The sequence below is a fragment of the Algoriphagus sp. genome, from assembly GCF_024642405.1.
GTDB lineage: Bacteria > Bacteroidota > Bacteroidia > Cytophagales > Cyclobacteriaceae > Algoriphagus.
The window spans coordinates 1-17,860 of sequence record NZ_JAHEBC010000062.1; the positions used below are offsets into that span (position 1 = coordinate 1).

The window sequence follows — 17,860 nt, forward strand, 5'->3', positions numbered from 1 at the left end:
ATAGATTTATTAGGTGGGAAAATAGATAACCTACCAACTTCGGGTCAATATGGGTTTAAATTTGACACAAAACATTGGTCAGAAATATCAGCAAAAAATGCAAGTTTTTGGTTTATGGATCATCCTAAAAAGAAGAAGAAGTAGGTCAGAATTTCCGAACATCTTGAATAACCTCTTTGAATAAAGCAGGTCGGTCGAATAAATAAGCGATTTTTTTCGCTACTTCTTGTGGACTGGAAAGTTTCCCCTCTTCCTTAAATTCTTTAAATTTTTTCAACTCCGGAAAATCTGAATCATTTGAAGCCCTTATTTCATCCTGCATTCCGGTATCTACAATTCCAGGAGCCAAACTGAAAAAATGGAATTTATCGGACTCATTCTCTTTTGCTGCCACCATGGTAAACATTGACAAAGCTGCTTTAGTACTGCAATATCCAGCCCAGCCTGAAACAGGCTTCGATGCGGCTCCTGAGCTTATATTACAAACTATTTTCTCAGCACTTGAATTCTTGTATTGATTAATAAAAGCATTAGTCAAATACATAGGGCCCAACAAATTGACATTTATTTGAACTCGTAATTCTTTTGGGCCAAGCTTCCCAATGGGCTTTATATCTCCAATCCATCCGGCATTATTCAAAAGGATTATCTTTTTAAAATCCCCCTCTGGAAAAATATTGATTAGATGATTCTCTAAAACATCTAGTTCAGAAAGATCAATGCAAAACTGCTTTAGATTAGGTGATTCAACCTCAATTTTGGTTCTAGATATTGCTAATATCTGAAAGTTTTCTTGGGCTAAATAATAATCCAAAACAGCTCTTCCTATCCCTTGGCTATGACCTGTTATTATAAGTAATGATTGAGACATAATAGAAAAGGCACCAAAATGATGCCTTATTATTTTTTATAAAATGTATTGTGATAAATCACGGTTTTTAACCAAAGTGGCAAGACGCTCTTGAACCATTTCTTTTGTGATCATAATCTTGGAATTAGCTTTAATAGAATCAGGGACGTCAAATAAGAAATCATTTAACAAATGACTCATAACAGTGTGCAGCCTCCGGGCACCAATATTTTCAACTTCTTGATTTATCAAAAACGCCAACCTTGCAACTTCTTCAATTGCTTCATCATTAAATTCTAAATAAACTTCCTCTGCTTCAAATAAGGCTTGATATTGCTTCGTCAAGGCATTTTTTGGCTCTCTGAGGATTCTCGAAAAATCCTCCTGAGTAAGGCTTTGCAACTCTACTCTAATTGGAAACCTACCTTGAAGTTCAGGGATTAAATCTGAAGGTTTTGCAACATGAAATGCCCCTGCTGCAATAAATAATATATGGTCTGTATTGATTACTCCATATTTAGTATTTACAGAAGAACCTTCCACAATAGGTAATAAATCTCTTTGTACTCCTTCCCTACTTACATCAGGTCCTCCACCATTTTTACCTGATTTTGAAGCAATTTTATCAATCTCGTCAATGAAAATTATTCCATTATTCTCTGCTAATTTGATAGCTTCTTCTTTCACTTCATCAAAGTCAATCAACTTAGATGCTTCCTCTTCTAACAAGACCTTTCTTGCTTCAGAAATACTTAGTTTTCTTTTTTTAGTCTTTTTCGGCATCATTCCGGAAATCATATCCTGAAGTCCAGCCATGCTGGCATCATCAATCATTCCATTGCCTATCATCCCAACTCCTACAGGAGATGAAGCCTTGACATTTATTTCTATTTTTCTATCATCAAGTTCTCCATTTCTTAGCTTTTCACGGAATCTTTCTCGAGTCCGTTCATTTAATTCTGTATCATTCGTTGGTTCAGCCTCTGTATCAATTGTGGTATTATTTCTAACAAACCCTGCGCTCTTCACCGGAGGAATCAAAATATCTAATATCAACTCCTCAACAGCTTCTGCGGCTTTGGCTTTTACCTCCTCATTTTTAACCTCTTTTACCAGAGCTACAGACTGCTCTACTAAATCCCTTACCATACTCTCCACATCTCTTCCCACGTATCCAACTTCGGTAAACTTGGAGGCTTCCACTTTGGTAAATGGAGCGTTCGCTACTTTTGCTAATCTTCTAGCTATTTCGGTCTTACCCACACCCGTTGAACCGATCATTAAGATATTATTCGGGACAATATCTTTTTGAATATCGGTTTTCACCATCAGGCGGCGAATTCTATTTCTTAGTGCTATGGCAACATTTCTTTTAGCATCATGCTGCCCTATTATATATTTATCTAACTCCGCAACAATCTGTCTTGGAGTAAGTGAAATAATGTGATCCATTTTCTTTTGTTAAATAACCCTTGTTTGGCTTGAAGAAATATTCAAAACAATATAGGTTGTTGGTTTTAGATATGGTTTCGAATCAGCAAAACAAGGCTTTTCTGGCTTTGTTTTACTGTCAGTTATTCTTTAGTTTCTGAGTTAAAATTGAAGTTTAAAGCCCTATCAACCTTAGATTTTAATAAAGCTATTTCAAGCACTTCATCTACCTTGTCGACAAAATGGAATTCAATTCCTTTTACATATTGAGGGTCTATTTCCTCAATATCCCTAACATTCTTTTTACAAAGAATAATTTCCTTGATCCCTGCACGCTTGGCTGCGAGTATTTTCTCTTTTATTCCTCCTACAGGCATTACTTTCCCAATCAAACTAATTTCTCCAGTCATTGCGACCTTAGATTTTACTTTTCTTTGGGTATAAACCGAAGCCATTGCTGTCAACATGGTAATTCCTGCCGAAGGGCCATCCTTTGGAACTGCACCGGCCGGTACGTGAATATGAAGATCGTATTGATCAAATACTCTATGATCTATTCCCAAAGTTTCAGCTTTTGACTTTAAATATGAAAGTGCTGTCATAGCAGATTCTTTCATCACATCTCCCAGTTGGCCTGAAAGTGTCAATTTTCCTTTACCTCGGCTTAAGCTTGATTCAATAAATAAGATCTCACCTCCAACACTGGTCCAAGCTAACCCTGTGACAACCCCTGCAACAGAATTATCCTGATACGTTTCTTTATCAAAAATCTCTGCGCCAAGGATTTTCCTCACAGCCGCCGGCGTAATTTTGGTATCATATTCCTCCTCCATCGCAATAGATTTGGCAATATTCCGTACCACTTTGCCAATAGCTCTTTCCAAACTTCTTACACCGGATTCACGGGTATAATCCTCTATTATTTTAACCAAAGCAGCTTTTTCAAAAGTAATTTGCTTGGCTTTGATTCCATGCTCTTTTCTTTGCTTTGGCACTAAATGACGCTTAGCGATCTCTACTTTCTCCTCTTGCGTATATCCTGTTACCTCAATGATTTCCATTCTATCACGCAAAGCTGGCTGAATGCTATCAAGTGAATTTGCGGTAGCAATAAACAAGACTTTACTCAAATCATATTCTACTTCCAAGTAGTTGTCTAAGAAGGTACTATTTTGCTCAGGATCTAAAACTTCAAGGAATGCAGAAGAAGGATCACCCCTGAAATCTGAAGAAAGTTTATCAATTTCATCCAGTACATAAACAGGATTTGAGATTTTTACTTTCTTCATATTTTGAATAATCTTACCTGGCATTGCTCCCACATAAGTTTTTCTATGACCTCGGATCTCCGCCTCATCATGCAGACCTCCTAAAGACATCCTTATATATTTTCTCCCCAAGGCTGATGCTATAGACTTACCAAGAGAAGTTTTACCCACTCCCGGAGGGCCATACAAACAAAGAATTGGACCTTTAAGGTCATTTTTTAGCTTTAATACAGCTAAGTATTCTATAATTCTTTCTTTGACTTTATCCAGTCCGAAATGATCATTATCAAGAATAGCTTTTGCATGCTTCAGGTCGAAATTATCTTGGGTGAATTCATTCCAAGGTAATTCCACCATTGTTTCGGCATAATTCAACGCTATCGGGTATTCTGCAGCGGAAGGATTAATTCTAAGGATTTTATCTAACTCTTTTTCAAAGTGTTTCTTGACATCCGCTGGCCAATTTTTTTGTTCCCCTCTTGCTCTTAAATCTTCTACTTCTTTTTCGGGACCTTCTTCACCAAGTTCAGTTTGAAGTACTTTCATCTGCTGTCGCAGAAAATAATCTCGCTGTTGCTGATCAATATCAGTATGAACTTTCTTTTGAATCTCAGATTTTAACTCCAGCATTTGGATGTCTTTCATCATAAATTCCAAAAGCAAAGTAGCACGATCGACACCATCATTTATTTCCAACAGCCGCTGTTTTGATTCTACAGGCGCATTAATATTGGAAGAAAGGAAATGAGTTAGGAAGGGTGTATTATCGATATTATCCAACGCCACCTGAGCTTCTCGAGGAATCTCAGGATTCAAATGAAGGATTCTTGTAGCAGCGTCTTTCAAAGACTCTTCCAAAGCCTTTATTTTCTTAGAACTCTTCGGGAAATTTTCCTCCAAATAGCTCACTTTTGCCATAAAATAAGGATCATCTGTTAGCTGTTCCTTAATCTTGAATCTTTTCTTTCCCTGGATTATGATAGTAGTGTTCCCGTCTGGTAGCACTATCATTTTGATGATTTTAGCAAGTGTTCCGACTTGATAAATATCCTCCCAAGAGGGATCATCATTGTTTGGATTGATTTGAGCACAAACCCCAATTAATTTATTTCCTTTCTGGGCTTTTTTAACCAGTTTGATAGAACGCTGTCTTCCAACGGTAATTGGAATAACCACACCAGGAAATAAAACTGTGTTTCGCACAGAAAGGACCGGGAGTTCTTCCTCATAAGATTCTGTTCCTTGCTCCTCATTTTCATCTTCGGTGATCAACTGGATAAGATCACCCTCACCTGCATATTCTCCGGTCATTAAATTTTGGAACATGGAATTTTCGAATTGACTCATATAGACATATTGACAGACGCGCTGTCAGGATTTAGCTTAAATAAAAGAAGAACCTCCAAAATGTGAAGGTTACTCCTAAAAGTTCAAGGGTTATGCCAAACGGGTATATTGTCAGATTGGCAGGGAATTACCTAGACTTAAATTGATAGGAATAAAAAAACCGGATTTCTCAACCCGGCTTTAAGTATTTATTACTTGTAATTAATCTCCAGTAAAGATTTTTAAAACATCATTCCCTATAGCAAATACCATTAATGCCAAAAGAATAACCATTCCCACTTTTTGGGCATTTTCAAGGAATCTATCTGAAGGTGCTCTTCCAGAAATTATCTCATAAAGCAAAAACATAACGTGTCCTCCATCTAAAGCCGGAATTGGTAAGAGGTTCATAAATGCCAACAACATAGAAATCAAACCCGTTATTGTCCAAAACTTACCCCAGTCCCACACATCACCATAAATCTTTGCTATCCCAATAGGACCGCTAACATTCTTGGCTGAAACTTCTCCTGTAAACATTTTCCCCAATGCTTTCGCATTGACTATTACAACAGTGAAAGCCCTTTCCGATCCCTTTAAGAATGCCTCTCCAAGACCATATTGTCTTCTAACTGGTTCAATCAAAGGTGTAACGGCAATATCAATTGTACCTCTTTCAGTTACCGCTACGGTAGTTGCAGTCGTATCTCCATTTCGGAGTAAAGTCACTTCTGCATTTTGGCTCTTAGACTCTGCTAGTACTTCCTGAAGGTCGTTAAAGAATTTAACCTCCTTACCATTTACTGCTAAAATCTTGTCATCGACAGTAATTCCTGCTTTATCAGCTGCTCCTCCTTCATCAATCACAGATAATTGAAATGGATATCTTATATCAACAAAATTATCAAGAGCTTCCTGTTTATTAAAGGAATTAATAAAGCCTCGAGGTATTTCTATTTTAAGAACTTCACCGTTTCTATCTACTGTGTAAAATCCATCTTCACTCAATAATGCCGATCCGCTGCTAAGATCATTAATACTTACATAAGGTTGCCCATTTAAATCCAGGATTTTATCACCTGTTTTTAGGCCTATTGATTGGGCGATATCCTTCGCTACTATTCCATTTTCTACTACTTGATCTCTGGAAAAATAAGTTTCTCCATTATTGTAAACCATCACAAAGAAAATGAGAACTCCAGTGATCACATTTACAATTATTCCTCCCAACATGACTATTAATCTCTGCCAGGCTGGTTTTGATCTGAATTCCCATGGCTGTGGTTCTGCTGACATTTGCTCTGTGTCCATTGACTCGTCAACCATACCTGAGATCTTCACAAATCCCCCCAGAGGAATAGCTCCAATCGAGTATTCAGTCTCACCCCATTGAAATCCGGCAATCTTTGGTGGAAACCCAATTGAAAATTTTTCTACTCTCATACCAAACATTTTGGCAGTGAGCAAGTGACCCAACTCATGTAAACCTACCAGGATGGATAATCCCAGTACTAATTGGCCCACCATTATTAATGTATCCATTATACTTTACGCTTAATTAATTGTTCTGTAATTTCTCTGGCCCTACGATCAGTTTCCACATAATCTTCCAGATTGGGGTGCAAGATAAACTCTGTTTTGGAAAGTGTCTCACCAATCAAGTCTGACATTTCCAAAAACCCTACTTCTTCTTTAAGAAAAGCTTCTACCACTATCTCATTTGCGGCATTCAAGATACAAGGAGCATTCCCTCCTTTTGCCAGTGCATCATAAGCTAATTGTAGATTTTGGAAAGTCTCTAAATCCGGTTGTTCAAAAGTCAATTGAGGATAGTTCATAAAACTGAATCTTTCAAAATCACTTTTAAATCTATCTGGGAAACTTAAAGCGAACTGAATGGGAATACGCATATCTGGTAATCCAAGTTGTGCTTTTAAGGAACCGTCTTCAAACTGTACCAAAGAATGTATGATACTTTGAGGATGAACGACAACATCTATCTGCTCGGTTTTCAATCCGAAAAGCCATTTAGCCTCAATTACTTCTAACCCTTTATTCATTAAAGAAGCGGAATCGATAGTGATTTTTGCTCCCATTTCCCAATTGGGATGTTTTAAGGCCTGAGCCTTGGTAACTGTTTTTAAAAATGCTCTGTTTTTACCTCTAAATGGTCCCCCCGATGCTGTAAGGATAATTTTCTCAATCGGATTATGAAACTCACCAACCAAACACTGAAAGATCGCTGAATGCTCCGAATCTACAGGATAAATATTTACCTGATTTTCTTTTGCCAAAGCAGTGATGATTTCACCAGCGACCACCATTGTTTCTTTATTGGCCAAAGCAATTTGCTTTCCTGCTTTGATTGCATTAATCGTTGGAATCAATCCCGAATATCCTACTAATGCTGTCAGCACCACATCAATGGTTTCCATCTCAACTACCTGAGAAATCGCTTTTTGCCCGGCAAAAACCTTAATATCCTTTGGAATTAATACCTCTTTAACTTTGGTATATAAAGACTCATTACCGATTACAACTGCATTTGGATTAAATTCCAAAGCCTGCTGAATTAATAAATCAGCATTATTCTGAGCGGTAAGGACTTCTACTTGGAAATTTGAAGAATGTTGGCGAATTACCTCCAAAGTTTGTGTACCTATACTTCCGGTGCTACCGAGGATGGCTACGCGCTTTTTTTCTTTCATTCAATTTGGGATTTTGAGCATTAAACCTTCAGAAAGTTTAGAAGGTTTTCTCAATGAGCTGACAAAATTACAATATGCCCAGACTTTTCCTTGTACATCTCGTCAGTTTTTACTCAATGGGCTGATTTTTGCTCAATTTTTAAGCAATTCAGTTGCCTTTTCTTAAAAAATGTGAAGGTGATTAACCGTTTTTTCATTCAAACGTCAAATTGAAAAAAGAAAATCTATGAATAGCCTCTTCAAAAACACGATTATTTCCTTCTTGTCAGGATTGGCAGGAGCTGCTCTATGGACAAATTTAAGTTTTACTGAAGCTGAAAATAAGCCATTAATCACCCCGTTTTCTGAATCTCAAAAAATAACTCTGGCTTCAGAATATAATTCAGGCCCAAATATGCCTGATAGGCAACCAGATTCATTTGCAGAGGCCTCAGAAAAAAGTACTCAATCAGTGGTATTTATTAAGAATTTTTCTGGTACAGATCCCAGAAGGTATAGCATGTTCGATTACTTCTTTGGGTCTGGCCCATCTCAACAAGTCAGTTCAGGATCAGGGGTAATTATCTCAGATGATGGCTATATAGTTACTAATAATCATGTGATAGATCGTGCTGAAACAATTGAAGTAATTCACCAAAAGAAAACTTATAAAGCAAGACTTGTTGGAACTGATAAAAATACGGATATCGCCGTTTTAAAAATAGATGCGGAAAATCTACCCGCAATAAAAAGAGCAAGCAGTAGAGACCTCAGAATTGGTGAGTGGGTTTTAGCAGTAGGAAATCCTTTTAATTTAACTTCAACCGTGACCGCAGGAATTGTATCAGCAAAAGAGCGACAGATCAATATTCTTGGGGGAGATTTCCCTTTGGAAAGTTTTATACAAACTGACGCACCTATTAATCCAGGAAATTCTGGAGGAGCACTTGTAAATATTAATGGTGAACTAGTTGGAATTAATACGGCAATTCTTTCAAGGACAGGTTCCTACACCGGTTATGGATTTGCTGTTCCTGTAGATATTGCAATGAAAGTTTCAAATGATTTAATCCAATATGGGGAGGTTCAAAAGGCAATTCCCGGAATAGAAGCGGTTGAAATCACGCCTGAATTAGCAGAAGAAATGGGTATCAAAACCTTGGACGGAGTAATTGTAACCCATGTGCTAAGAGATGGAGCAGCAGAGTCTGCAGGTTTGCAAAGAAGTGATGTTATTATTCAGCTTGGGAACCAAGAAATTTCAGGGATGGGTAGTTTTGAAGAGGCATTATCCTATTATTATCCAGGACAAGAACTCCCGGTGACTTTTATCAGAAATGGATCGGAAAAAACGGCCCAATTGAAACTTCAAAATCTAGAAGGCGGAATTGGTGTTATAAAAAGAGAATATTATAGTTCAGCATTACTTGGAGCCAAGTTAGAGGCGATCAATACGATAGAAAAAGATAAAATGGGATTAGACTATGGAATAAAAATAACGGGAATAACCAGAGGTTATTTGAGAGATTTAGGTCTAAGAGAAGGTTTTATATTAACGCACATTAATAGAGAGCCTGCCAGAGACCCTAAATTAGTGGGTAAATATTTGGAGGAATTTAGTGGAAAACTACTTTTGGAGGGAGTTGCCTCAAGCGGTCAACCTTTTATGCAGACTTACACCGTGAGGTAAAATTAGATTCAATAAATTCTTTTCAGACAAAATTTGTATCTTATCTCAAATAATAACCCATGAAAACATTACCCCAAACCTGTGAACAGTGCTTCGAAGAATTTAGCGTTGCGTTAGAAGATCTAAGGATTTATGTGCAACGTGCCAAAAAAATTGGCCTAAATGAATCTCAATCCAGAGAACTCATTATTAATTTTGAAGTGGCTCATGAACTCGCTTTAAAAGTGATGACAAAATACTTTCAAAAGCAGGGGAAGGGACCATTTTCAGGATCTCGTGATTTGACGGTTGAAGCATTTCATGCAGATTTGATAGATGATGGAAAAGCATGGCTAGACATCGTAATTGATAGAATTCAGTACAATCCTATTTACTCCATTGACACTCAAGAAAAATTCATCCATAATATTCAAAATAAATACTTCCGATTAATGGAGAGGTTCGAAGATACAATGAGTAAAAAACTGGACGAATAATTCAACTAAAAAGAGCGGCAATGTCGCTCTTTTTAGTTGTAGAAAAGGAATCCTGAAGGTCCTCTTCCTACGTCAAAAGATCTGATCTCCATGCCTTCTTTATCAAAAACAGTGATTCTACCATTGCTTTGGAATCCATTTGAATTTGCCACATAGATCTCATCTCTATTTCTATCGTATCCAATTCCATAAAATCCTGATCCTCTCATCCAGTCCAAATCCAATTCAGGCCCCAAAACAGAGACTCTTGCTACTCCATCTGCATAATCCGGCCAACCGGAACTGGTAATCAGATAGAAAAGATTGTTATTCCCAATTGCTATTCTGCCAGTTGCATTAGAAACAGGTAAAGCATTGGTAGTAGCCTTAGTCAGATTATCTAGGTGGAAAGTCTGAAAATACACTTCCTCATCATCAATAGAATATAACCAAACTGTACCATTGAATTCAAAAAACTGTGCAGGATGTCCATCGACTTCTAAAACCTTAATTACTTCTTCCTTTTCCGCATCTATGATTTCGACCTTTCCCTCTTCAGATCCGGCAACAAAAATATATTTGCCAAAAGCGAATAAGTCTTCAGGCTTATTGGAAACCTTAATTTTCTTTGATATCAGACCTCCATTTAATCCATCAACTACCGCTACATAAGAATCAGGTGTAGCATAGGATGCATCATACGGTCCATAATCAGAGATGAATAATTTACTCCCCACCACTTCCAAAGACCTTGGCTGATCCAAACCTCCCGAAACTGCGCCAATACTCTTAAATGTTCCGGCATCGACAATCTCAACCTTCCCAGTATTTGAAACTAAATATAAGTTCCCTTTAGCAGCTACAATATCTTCCAATAATCCCGCAAATGGTCTCAGATTCTCAGCTTCAAATACATTTGATTTTAAGGCTTGGGTAGCTGGATCAAGGTGATAGATCTCCCCATCATTTGTGCCAAAATTACCTTCATTCATGATTAAAATGCCTTGTTCGTAGGCTCCTTTTGGCTCTTCTGGTTCTGACTCAGAACAGGAGAAAAGAACAAAACTGAGCAAAAAAGCTCTCAACAGTTGGATGTTTTTAAACTTCATAAGTTTATGGATAAATTAAATTGAAAAGACCTTCCCGGCATAGCGCGTAGGTAGAGAACCTGATAATCGGTATTGAATAAATTATTGACTTGAATACTCACTGGAATAGAGATTTTTTTAAAGTGAATATTTTGATATGAAACACCAATATTGACCAATTGATAGCTTGGCATCAATCGAGGGTTATCTGCAGTAATCGACCTCTGACCAACGAAGAAAGTCCCAAAAAAAGCGCTAAATGAATTATTCTCTAGTGAAAACTGGCCATTTGACTGATGCTGTGGTGTATAGGGCAATTGCTTCCCAAGTGATGGATCACTCTCTCCAATTCCTTTTATAGATACGGCTCTATTCCATGAATAGCTCCATTTTAGTCCCCAATTCCAAACTCCAATTTTTCCTTTTACAGCGCCTTCATATTCAATCCCTTGATTACTTACCTTTCGAATATTAGCCGGAGTCCAAAGTGAGCCTTTAGGTAACCAAATGATCCAATTATCTACATTCATTCTATAGTAAGTCAGAGAATTTGACCAATGAACCCCCCAAAAAATTTGGTGAGTCAACCCGAACTCTCCACTGATACTTTCTTCTGGTAATAAGTCTTCATTTCCTCCTGGCTGCCAAAATCTATCGTTCAGAGTAGGAACTTTAAATCCTTTGCCAAACGAGGACTTTATCATTAATTCATGTTCATCATTTTTCAATAAAAGCCAATCCATTCCCAAACTTGGTGTAAATGGGGCCCATTGATCTTGATATACCAATTCTCTCAAGTTTAGCGAAAAAGCTATTCGATCAGAAGCTTCAAATTTGACGGATTGATACGATTCTATTCGCTGATCACTGCTTGAATACGAACTTAAATTTGCATGAATCTGCGAAAATCTTAATCCTCCTTTTATTGTCCACTGATCCGAAACCGTTTTATCCCAATCACCTCCGAAAAAATATTGATCTGTTTTACTCAAACTTTGATTAAAAAGTAAATCATCTTTGACCAGACCAATTTTAAAATTCAATACTGAGTTTGTTCCAAATCTGAAATAATCAATAACACCACGGATACTTTGGTCAGATTGTAAATCCTGAGTACTTGATCCCATCAAAGGCTGGATTTCCCTATCTGCTTCGTTGTACCAAAATGCAGCTTTTAGTTGATTTTTGGATTTAAAATTCCATGCAATATCCTGAACAAATCCTCTCTGATTGAATTCTGCATGGTCTTCTTTGACTTCTGGTGTTCCAATTTGGCCTAAATCCCTATAAGGAAAATTATTCTTTGAATACTCACGGTAGATTTTTGTAGATAAACTTAGGTTTTTGGTTGAATAGCCTCCCTTGAGGTAGGTATTGAATTTTCCAAAACTCCCTACTTGCTGTACTAAAGATGTTTTAAACCCCTTTCCGAATTCAGGTCTTGTCTGCAGATGAACTGATCCTCCGATAGCTTCATTTCCGAAAAGTGCACCTGCATTTCCGAATTGAAGACTTAGCTCATCAATTGCTATTGTTGGTAAAATAGAAAGATCACTTTGACCCAAGGAAGGACTATTGATGGGTAATCCATTCCAAAACACAGCGGTGTGACCCGCAGAAGTTCCTCGGAAAGATGGCGAGGCCAACATCCCTGCTCCATATTGTCTAACAAAAATTGGCGATTGCTCCTGAAGTAAATCTGCTAAAGATCGCCCTTGAAAATCTTCAAGTTTCTTTTTATTCCAAGAAATCACTTTTTGACCTTGGGCAAATCGATCTAAAACAGGGGCATATACTTCCACCTCAGTCAATACTACCGTATCCTGAGAAACCGGAATAAACCCAAATAGGGAAACAACCCACAAAAACAAAATCATGCCTGATCGAATTAAACTTTTCGTTATTCGATTCGACTTGAAGAGAAAATAGAAGAAATGAATCTTTTTCGATTCAGGATTCCCCTGATTCGATTATTGGTGCATTCTTCATTGCTTTTCCTCCGAAAGCACAGAATCATGAAATGGCAGGTCTCCTGGCTTACCCGATTTCGTCTGCCTTCTCAGTCCGAAAACAATCGAACCAATGGCGAGGGTTGACAAAACCATACGTGGAAAAATCCACAGGGCTTTACAGTTGCGGGGACAGCTTCGGTTTTACACCGAATTCCCTTTTAATTCCGGACTAAAATTAAATCCAGAAACCTATTTCAACTGTAAACTTAGCTGGGATTATGTTTAAAAAAAAGCAGACCTAATTTCTTTTTTTTGGAAGTCGGAAAATCTGAAGCTTACTTTGAAAACCCAAAGCGAAAATTCTTCCATGGAAAAACCCATAAAGCAAATTCTTTTATTCCTAATGATTTTCAGTGCTTTATCTTGTTCAAAAAAGGAAGGACAGGCGGGGAATTCGGTTGAAATTATATCCCTTGAATATGCTAAAGGTTTTCAAATTTTAAGAGGAAATGGGTATTGGGAAATCGAAATCAATCAACCTTGGACAGGAGCAACGCAAAGTTTTCGTTACTTGATTTTAGAGGAAAATTCGGAAAAACCTGAGGGAGATTTTGATGCGATCGTACAACTTCCAGTAGATAAAATTATTCTTACCTCTACAACGCATATCCCTCACTTGGACTTGTTAATTGAGACAAATAAATTGATCGGTTTCCCAAATACCGATTTGATTTCTTCTCCCACAACAAGGTCTTTGATTGAACAAAAAAAAGTTATCGATTTAGGCTCAGGACCATCCACAAACCCTGAATTAATCATAGATATGGCTCCTGATTGGATTATGATTTCCACACTGGGAGACGATATAAGATATTTAGATCTTTTGAAAACGGCCGGAGTTCCTGCCCTGATCAACGGGGAATATGTTGAACAACATCCCCTGGGACGAGCTGAGTGGATAAAATTCACAGGCATTCTTTTAGGAAAATATGAGGATGCAAAAAAAGTCTTTGAAGAAGTGGAAACTTCATATTTAAAAGCAGAAAAACTGATTGAAAGAAAAGAAAAAGCTTTATTTCCAACGGTTCTGAGTGGTATCTTATATCAGGATATTTGGTATGCTCCGGGCAGTGAAAGCTGGGGAGCTAAAATCCTTGAAAATGCTGGCGGAAACTATATTTTCGAAGACCAAAAAGGTACTGGAAGTGTTCAGCTGAATTACGAGTATGTTCTTGATAAAGCTTTAAATACAGATTTCTGGATAGGATCGGCTGACTTTCCAAGTATCCAAAAAATGGGAGAATCCGAACCAAAATATAAGGCCTTTGAAGCTTGGAAAGAAGGTAGAGTTTATTCCTACACACAGAAGAAGGGAGCAAAAGGTGGTCTTGAGTATTTCGAATTGGGATACATGAGACCTGACCTTATTCTAAAAGATCTCATCAAAATTCTTCATCCGGAACTTTTACCTGATTATGAGTTGTATTTTTATCAACAACTTCATGAAAAATAACCGATCCATCTTCTTTCTGAGCCTTGGTTTCATCTTTTTGATTCTTAGCTTTTTGCTAAATATCAGTTTGGGTTCTGTAAGTATTTCTCCTATTGAAATTGTGAAAGGGATATTTACCGACGAATGGATAAAAGAGTCAAGCAAACAAATCATTCTTAATTACAGGCTACCAAAAGCTTTAGTAGCTATTTTTGCAGGTTTCGGATTGAGCTTAAGTGGTCTTCAAATGCAAACTTTTTTTAGAAATCCATTAGCTGGTCCTTTTGTGCTTGGCATCAGTTCCGGAGCAGGTTTGGGAGTAGCGATTTTAATGCTTGCAGGAACAATTTTTGGACTTGCCAGCACTGCGGATTTTAATTCTTGGGCGATAGCTTTTGCTGGCAGTTTGGGAGCCAGTTTGGTTTTAGTGATGGTTAGTTTAGTGGCTTGGAGGGTCAAAGACAGCATGACGTTACTGATTGTAGGATTGATGTTCGGCTCTGCGGTCTCAGCAATTATTTCAGTATTATCCTATTATTCCAATTCCGATTCACTCAAGCTTTTCACCGTCTGGTCTATGGGCAGTTTGGGAGGTTTGGGATGGTCTCAGGTTTGGGTTTTACTCATTATTTCATTCGTAGGTATTCTCCCGATAATAGCCTCACTTAAATCTTATAATGCAATGCTTTTGGGGGAAAGTTATGCCAAGAGTATGGGAATCAATCCTTCTCAAGTGCGATGGTTAATGATACTAAGTACGGGTTTACTTGCTGGAAGCATTACTGCTTTTTGTGGTCCGATTGCTTTTATAGGGATTGCTGTTCCTCACTTGGCAAGAATGGTCTGGAAAACATCTGATCATAAGATATTATTTCCTGCTTCGGCAGTTTTCGGAGGTATTTTATTGCTGCTTTGCGATGCAGTCAGCCAGATTCCAGGATATGCACAAACTCTTCCAATCAATGCCGTAACTTCTCTCATTGGAGCTCCTATTGTAGTAAGTCTGGTTTTGAAGAAAAACTTCAGTAAAGAATTCTAAGCATGAAGAAAGAAGCCATTTCCGGAAAAAATTTATCATTAGGCTACCTAAAAGGGAATATTAAGAAAACGATCCTGAAAGATTTGAACTTTTCGCTTCAGACTGGAGAACTCACCTGCTTATTAGGTCCAAATGGAGTAGGAAAGTCTACACTTGTTAAAGCAATTTTAGGTGAAGTTAAACCTTTCATAGGAACGATTTCAGTGAGAGGAAAAGAAATAAAGGAATACACCAATGCCGAATTGGCAAAAGAACTTGCAGTTGTTTTAACAGAACCAATTTTGCCAGGAAATATGACGGTGGCCCAACTTGTTGCACTGGGTAGAACTCCATATACTAACTGGACTGGAAAGTTAGGGAATCTGGATATGGAGAAAGTAGATCAAGCTCTTTCCGCTACCAAAATTGCCTATTTAAAAGAAGAGCGACTCTCTGAAATCAGCGACGGACAGCGACAAAAGGCCATGATAGCCCGAGCTTTGGCACAGGATGGAAAAATTATGATTCTTGATGAGCCAACTGCACATTTGGATTTAGTTAATCGTTATGAAATCATGCATTTATTGAGGGACATATGCATGAATGAGGAAAAAGCTATTTTGGTTGTTACCCATGATCTTGAAATTGCGCTGGAAACTGCCGACCGCTTTTGGTTAATGAATTGTGGAATGCCATTGGTCGTTGGACTTCCAGAGGATTTGATCATTTCAGGACAGATCAATGAGCTCCTCCCTGGAAAAGAATTTCATTTTGATGCTGAAAAAGGAAAAATCCAAAAGACCAAAGAAAATTCAACTTGGGATATCTCCGGTGACAGAATTTTAGCTTATTGGCTTCAAAAGGCACTTTCAAAGAAAAAAATCACTTTATCATCTAAACAGATTCAAATTACTAATAATCCATTTCAGATTTTTTTTGATGGGAATAAATTCAACTCGTTGGAAGATTTTTTAATTTTTCTAGAAACCAAAAAAGAGTAAGCTATTTCTGAGATTAACCCAGAGGTATTATTAAATTATAAATATAACAAACCCTATAATTTTAATAGAGAATTACTTTTTCAATTCAGAAAATTCATATATTTGTCATACTAATTATTTGTATGACACAGGAGCAATTTGCAAGGTATTCGTTTCTACTCGATCGCACAGCGAGAAAGGTAAAGCAATATGCCCAGCAGCAGTTTAAGTCGGGGGATTTTGATGTAACAGTTGATCAATGGCTGGTGCTTAAAAACCTTTCGGAAAACCAACTGCTTAGTCAGACAGAGTTGGCGCAGTTGGTCTTCAAAGACCATCCTACCCTGACTAGGATAATTGATTTACTCTGCAAGAAAGGCTATGTGGAGCGAATACCCCATCCTCAGGATAGAAGGAGTTTTCAACTTCATCTGACAGAAGTAGGAGTAGCTAAAGTGATAGCCCTTAGACCTCAAATTCTTGAAATTCGGGAAAAAGCATGGGAAAATCTTAGTGAAAATGATTTTGAAGAATTTAAAAGAATATTAAATACCATCTATAAAAACCTAGGTGGTCAAGACATTGAATAAAAAGTATTTGTTATACTAATTATATTTACACGAACAAAAGCATAAATCCAGGGTTTTACCTATTAAAGTTAATAAACCATGATTCACACAGATCTTTGTATCATCGGAGCAGGCCCAGTTGGTCTTTTTGCAGTTTTCGAAGCAGGTTTGCTGAAAATGCGTTGCCATCTGATTGATGCGCTGCCACAAGTGGGTGGACAGCTTTCCGAAATTTATCCTCAGAAACCGATTTACGACATTCCAGGATACCCGGAAGTGAATGCGCAGGATCTTGTGGACAATTTGATGGAGCAAGCAAAGCCATTTTCTCCAACTTTCACCCTAGGTGAGCGAGTTGATCATTTGGATAAGCAAGAGGACGGTTCCTTTATTGTAACCACTTCAGACAAGACGCATGTTCATGCAAAGGTAATTATCATTGCCGGTGGTTTGGGTTGCTTTGAACCTAGAAAACCGGTTGTTGAAAACTTGGAGCTTTTTGAAGGTAAAGGCATCACTTACATGGTGAAAAATCCTGAAACATTCCGCGATAAGAAAGTCATTCTTGCAGGAGGTGGAGACTCAGCCTTGGACTGGACTATATTTCTATCCAAAGTCGCTAAAAAAGTAACCTTGGTGCACAGAAATGAAACATTCCGAGGAGCACCTGATTCCGCTGCCAAAGTATTTGACTTAGCAAACCAAGGTAAAATTGACTTGATCCTTTCTGCCAACTTGAAGGAAGTTTCCGGAAATGGAAAATTGGATTCTGTGACTTTTGTAGATAAATCAAAAGCTGAAATCAAGATTGATACGGATTACTTGATTCCTTTATTCGGATTGAGTCCAAAACTTGGTCCGATTGCAGATTGGGGATTAAGTATCGACAAAAATGCCATCGAGGTGGATACAAGAGATTATTCCACAGGGGTGGAGAGAATCTATGCTATTGGGGATATCAATACATACCCAGGTAAATTGAAATTAATTCTTTGTGGATTCCATGAAGCGGCGATTATGATGCACTCTGCATTCAAATATGTGTATCCAGATC

At 37.7% G+C, this 17,860-nt stretch carries 14 protein-coding genes and 1 riboswitch; of the genes, 7 read left to right on the forward strand and 7 right to left on the reverse strand.

The features are described from left to right. Nucleotides 1-145 precede the first annotated feature (145 nt). From Q0L68_RS07005 to Q0L68_RS07025, 5 genes are all read right to left on the reverse strand, one after another. Complete coding sequence (locus Q0L68_RS07005) at nt 146-871, reverse strand: SDR family NAD(P)-dependent oxidoreductase (protein ID WP_296701141.1); 726 nt, start codon at nt 869-871, stop codon at nt 146-148. A 36-nt stretch (nt 872-907) separates the two neighbouring features. Then, entirely contained in the window at nt 908-2,302 is a 1,395-nt protein-coding gene (gene hslU / locus Q0L68_RS07010; RefSeq protein ID WP_296701143.1) for an ATP-dependent protease ATPase subunit HslU, read from the reverse strand. 122 nt (nt 2,303-2,424) lie between these two features. After that, nucleotides 2,425-4,896 (reverse strand): endopeptidase La, encoded by a 2,472-nt coding sequence (lon, locus tag Q0L68_RS07015; RefSeq protein ID WP_296701144.1) that lies wholly within the window; start codon nt 4,894-4,896, stop codon nt 2,425-2,427. A 201-nt stretch (nt 4,897-5,097) separates the two neighbouring features. Then, nucleotides 5,098-6,417, reverse strand: coding sequence for an RIP metalloprotease RseP (gene rseP, locus Q0L68_RS07020; protein WP_296701146.1), 1,320 nt, complete (start codon nt 6,415-6,417; stop codon nt 5,098-5,100). Next, on the reverse strand, nt 6,417-7,583 hold the full coding sequence (locus tag Q0L68_RS07025) for a 1-deoxy-D-xylulose-5-phosphate reductoisomerase (protein ID WP_296701148.1): 1,167 nt from the start codon (nt 7,581-7,583) through the stop codon (nt 6,417-6,419). The genes rseP and Q0L68_RS07025 overlap by 1 nt, the downstream gene beginning before the upstream one ends. Nucleotides 7,584-7,809: 226 nt before the next feature. Here Q0L68_RS07025 and Q0L68_RS07030 point away from each other — a divergent pair, with 226 nt between their 5' ends. Further along, a complete protein-coding gene (locus tag Q0L68_RS07030; protein WP_296701150.1) occupies nt 7,810-9,252 on the forward strand; it encodes a trypsin-like peptidase domain-containing protein in 1,443 nt (480 codons plus the stop codon). Nucleotides 9,253-9,311: 59 nt separating this feature from the next. After that, the gene (locus Q0L68_RS07035; protein ID WP_296701152.1) at nt 9,312-9,728 is read left to right on the forward strand and encodes a nucleotidyltransferase substrate binding protein; all 417 of its coding nucleotides are present in this window, start codon (nt 9,312-9,314) and stop codon (nt 9,726-9,728) included. A gap of 32 nt (nt 9,729-9,760) precedes the next feature. Here the strand turns inward: Q0L68_RS07035 and Q0L68_RS07040 are convergent, their stop codons facing one another. Next, nucleotides 9,761-10,816 (reverse strand): DUF5074 domain-containing protein, encoded by a 1,056-nt coding sequence (locus Q0L68_RS07040; protein WP_296701154.1) that lies wholly within the window; start codon nt 10,814-10,816, stop codon nt 9,761-9,763. After that, nucleotides 10,813-12,672 carry a TonB-dependent receptor plug domain-containing protein gene (locus tag Q0L68_RS07045; RefSeq protein WP_296701156.1) on the reverse strand — a complete coding sequence of 620 codons (1,860 nt, stop codon included), beginning with the start codon at nt 12,670-12,672 and terminating at the stop codon, nt 10,813-10,815. The genes Q0L68_RS07040 and Q0L68_RS07045 overlap by 4 nt, the downstream gene beginning before the upstream one ends. Before the next feature lie 127 nt (nt 12,673-12,799). Next, nucleotides 12,800-13,015, reverse strand: a riboswitch (cobalamin riboswitch). A 99-nt stretch (nt 13,016-13,114) separates the two neighbouring features. On the opposite strand from Q0L68_RS07045, the gene Q0L68_RS07050 reads away from it, so the two are divergent. The 5 genes from Q0L68_RS07050 to Q0L68_RS07070 form a co-directional block, all read left to right on the forward strand. Further along, nucleotides 13,115-14,260: an ABC transporter substrate-binding protein gene (locus Q0L68_RS07050; protein ID WP_296701158.1), complete on the forward strand. Its 1,146-nt coding sequence runs from the start codon at nt 13,115-13,117 to the stop codon at nt 14,258-14,260. Then, nucleotides 14,250-15,278: an iron ABC transporter permease gene (locus tag Q0L68_RS07055; protein ID WP_296701160.1), complete on the forward strand. Its 1,029-nt coding sequence runs from the start codon at nt 14,250-14,252 to the stop codon at nt 15,276-15,278. Before Q0L68_RS07050 ends, Q0L68_RS07055 begins: the two co-directional genes overlap by 11 nt. A 2-nt stretch (nt 15,279-15,280) precedes the next feature. Continuing rightward, on the forward strand, nt 15,281-16,258 hold the full coding sequence (locus tag Q0L68_RS07060) for an ABC transporter ATP-binding protein (RefSeq protein WP_296701162.1): 978 nt from the start codon (nt 15,281-15,283) through the stop codon (nt 16,256-16,258). A gap of 122 nt (nt 16,259-16,380) precedes the next feature. After that, nucleotides 16,381-16,827, forward strand: coding sequence for a MarR family transcriptional regulator (locus tag Q0L68_RS07065; protein ID WP_296701164.1), 447 nt, complete (start codon nt 16,381-16,383; stop codon nt 16,825-16,827). Between the two features lie 78 nt (nt 16,828-16,905). Further along, a partial coding sequence (locus tag Q0L68_RS07070; RefSeq protein WP_296701166.1) for an NAD(P)/FAD-dependent oxidoreductase occupies nt 16,906-17,860 on the forward strand: 955 nt, incomplete at its 3' end.

Coding starts and splice junctions, on each gene's coding strand:
- Q0L68_RS07005 (WP_296701141.1), bottom strand. CDS start 871: ATGTCTCAATCATTACTTATAATAACAGGTCATAGCCAAGGGATAGGA.
- hslU (WP_296701143.1), bottom strand. CDS start 2,302: ATGGATCACATTATTTCACTTACTCCAAGACAGATTGTTGCGGAGTTA.
- lon (WP_296701144.1), bottom strand. CDS start 4,896: ATGAGTCAATTCGAAAATTCCATGTTCCAAAATTTAATGACCGGAGAA.
- rseP (WP_296701146.1), bottom strand. CDS start 6,417: ATGGATACATTAATAATGGTGGGCCAATTAGTACTGGGATTATCCATC.
- Q0L68_RS07025 (WP_296701148.1), bottom strand. CDS start 7,583: ATGAAAGAAAAAAAGCGCGTAGCCATCCTCGGTAGCACCGGAAGTATA.
- Q0L68_RS07030 (WP_296701150.1), top strand. CDS start 7,810: ATGAATAGCCTCTTCAAAAACACGATTATTTCCTTCTTGTCAGGATTG.
- Q0L68_RS07035 (WP_296701152.1), top strand. CDS start 9,312: ATGAAAACATTACCCCAAACCTGTGAACAGTGCTTCGAAGAATTTAGC.
- Q0L68_RS07040 (WP_296701154.1), bottom strand. CDS start 10,816: ATGAAGTTTAAAAACATCCAACTGTTGAGAGCTTTTTTGCTCAGTTTT.
- Q0L68_RS07045 (WP_296701156.1), bottom strand. CDS start 12,672: ATGATTTTGTTTTTGTGGGTTGTTTCCCTATTTGGGTTTATTCCGGTT.
- Q0L68_RS07050 (WP_296701158.1), top strand. CDS start 13,115: ATGGAAAAACCCATAAAGCAAATTCTTTTATTCCTAATGATTTTCAGT.
- Q0L68_RS07055 (WP_296701160.1), top strand. CDS start 14,250: ATGAAAAATAACCGATCCATCTTCTTTCTGAGCCTTGGTTTCATCTTT.
- Q0L68_RS07060 (WP_296701162.1), top strand. CDS start 15,281: ATGAAGAAAGAAGCCATTTCCGGAAAAAATTTATCATTAGGCTACCTA.
- Q0L68_RS07065 (WP_296701164.1), top strand. CDS start 16,381: ATGACACAGGAGCAATTTGCAAGGTATTCGTTTCTACTCGATCGCACA.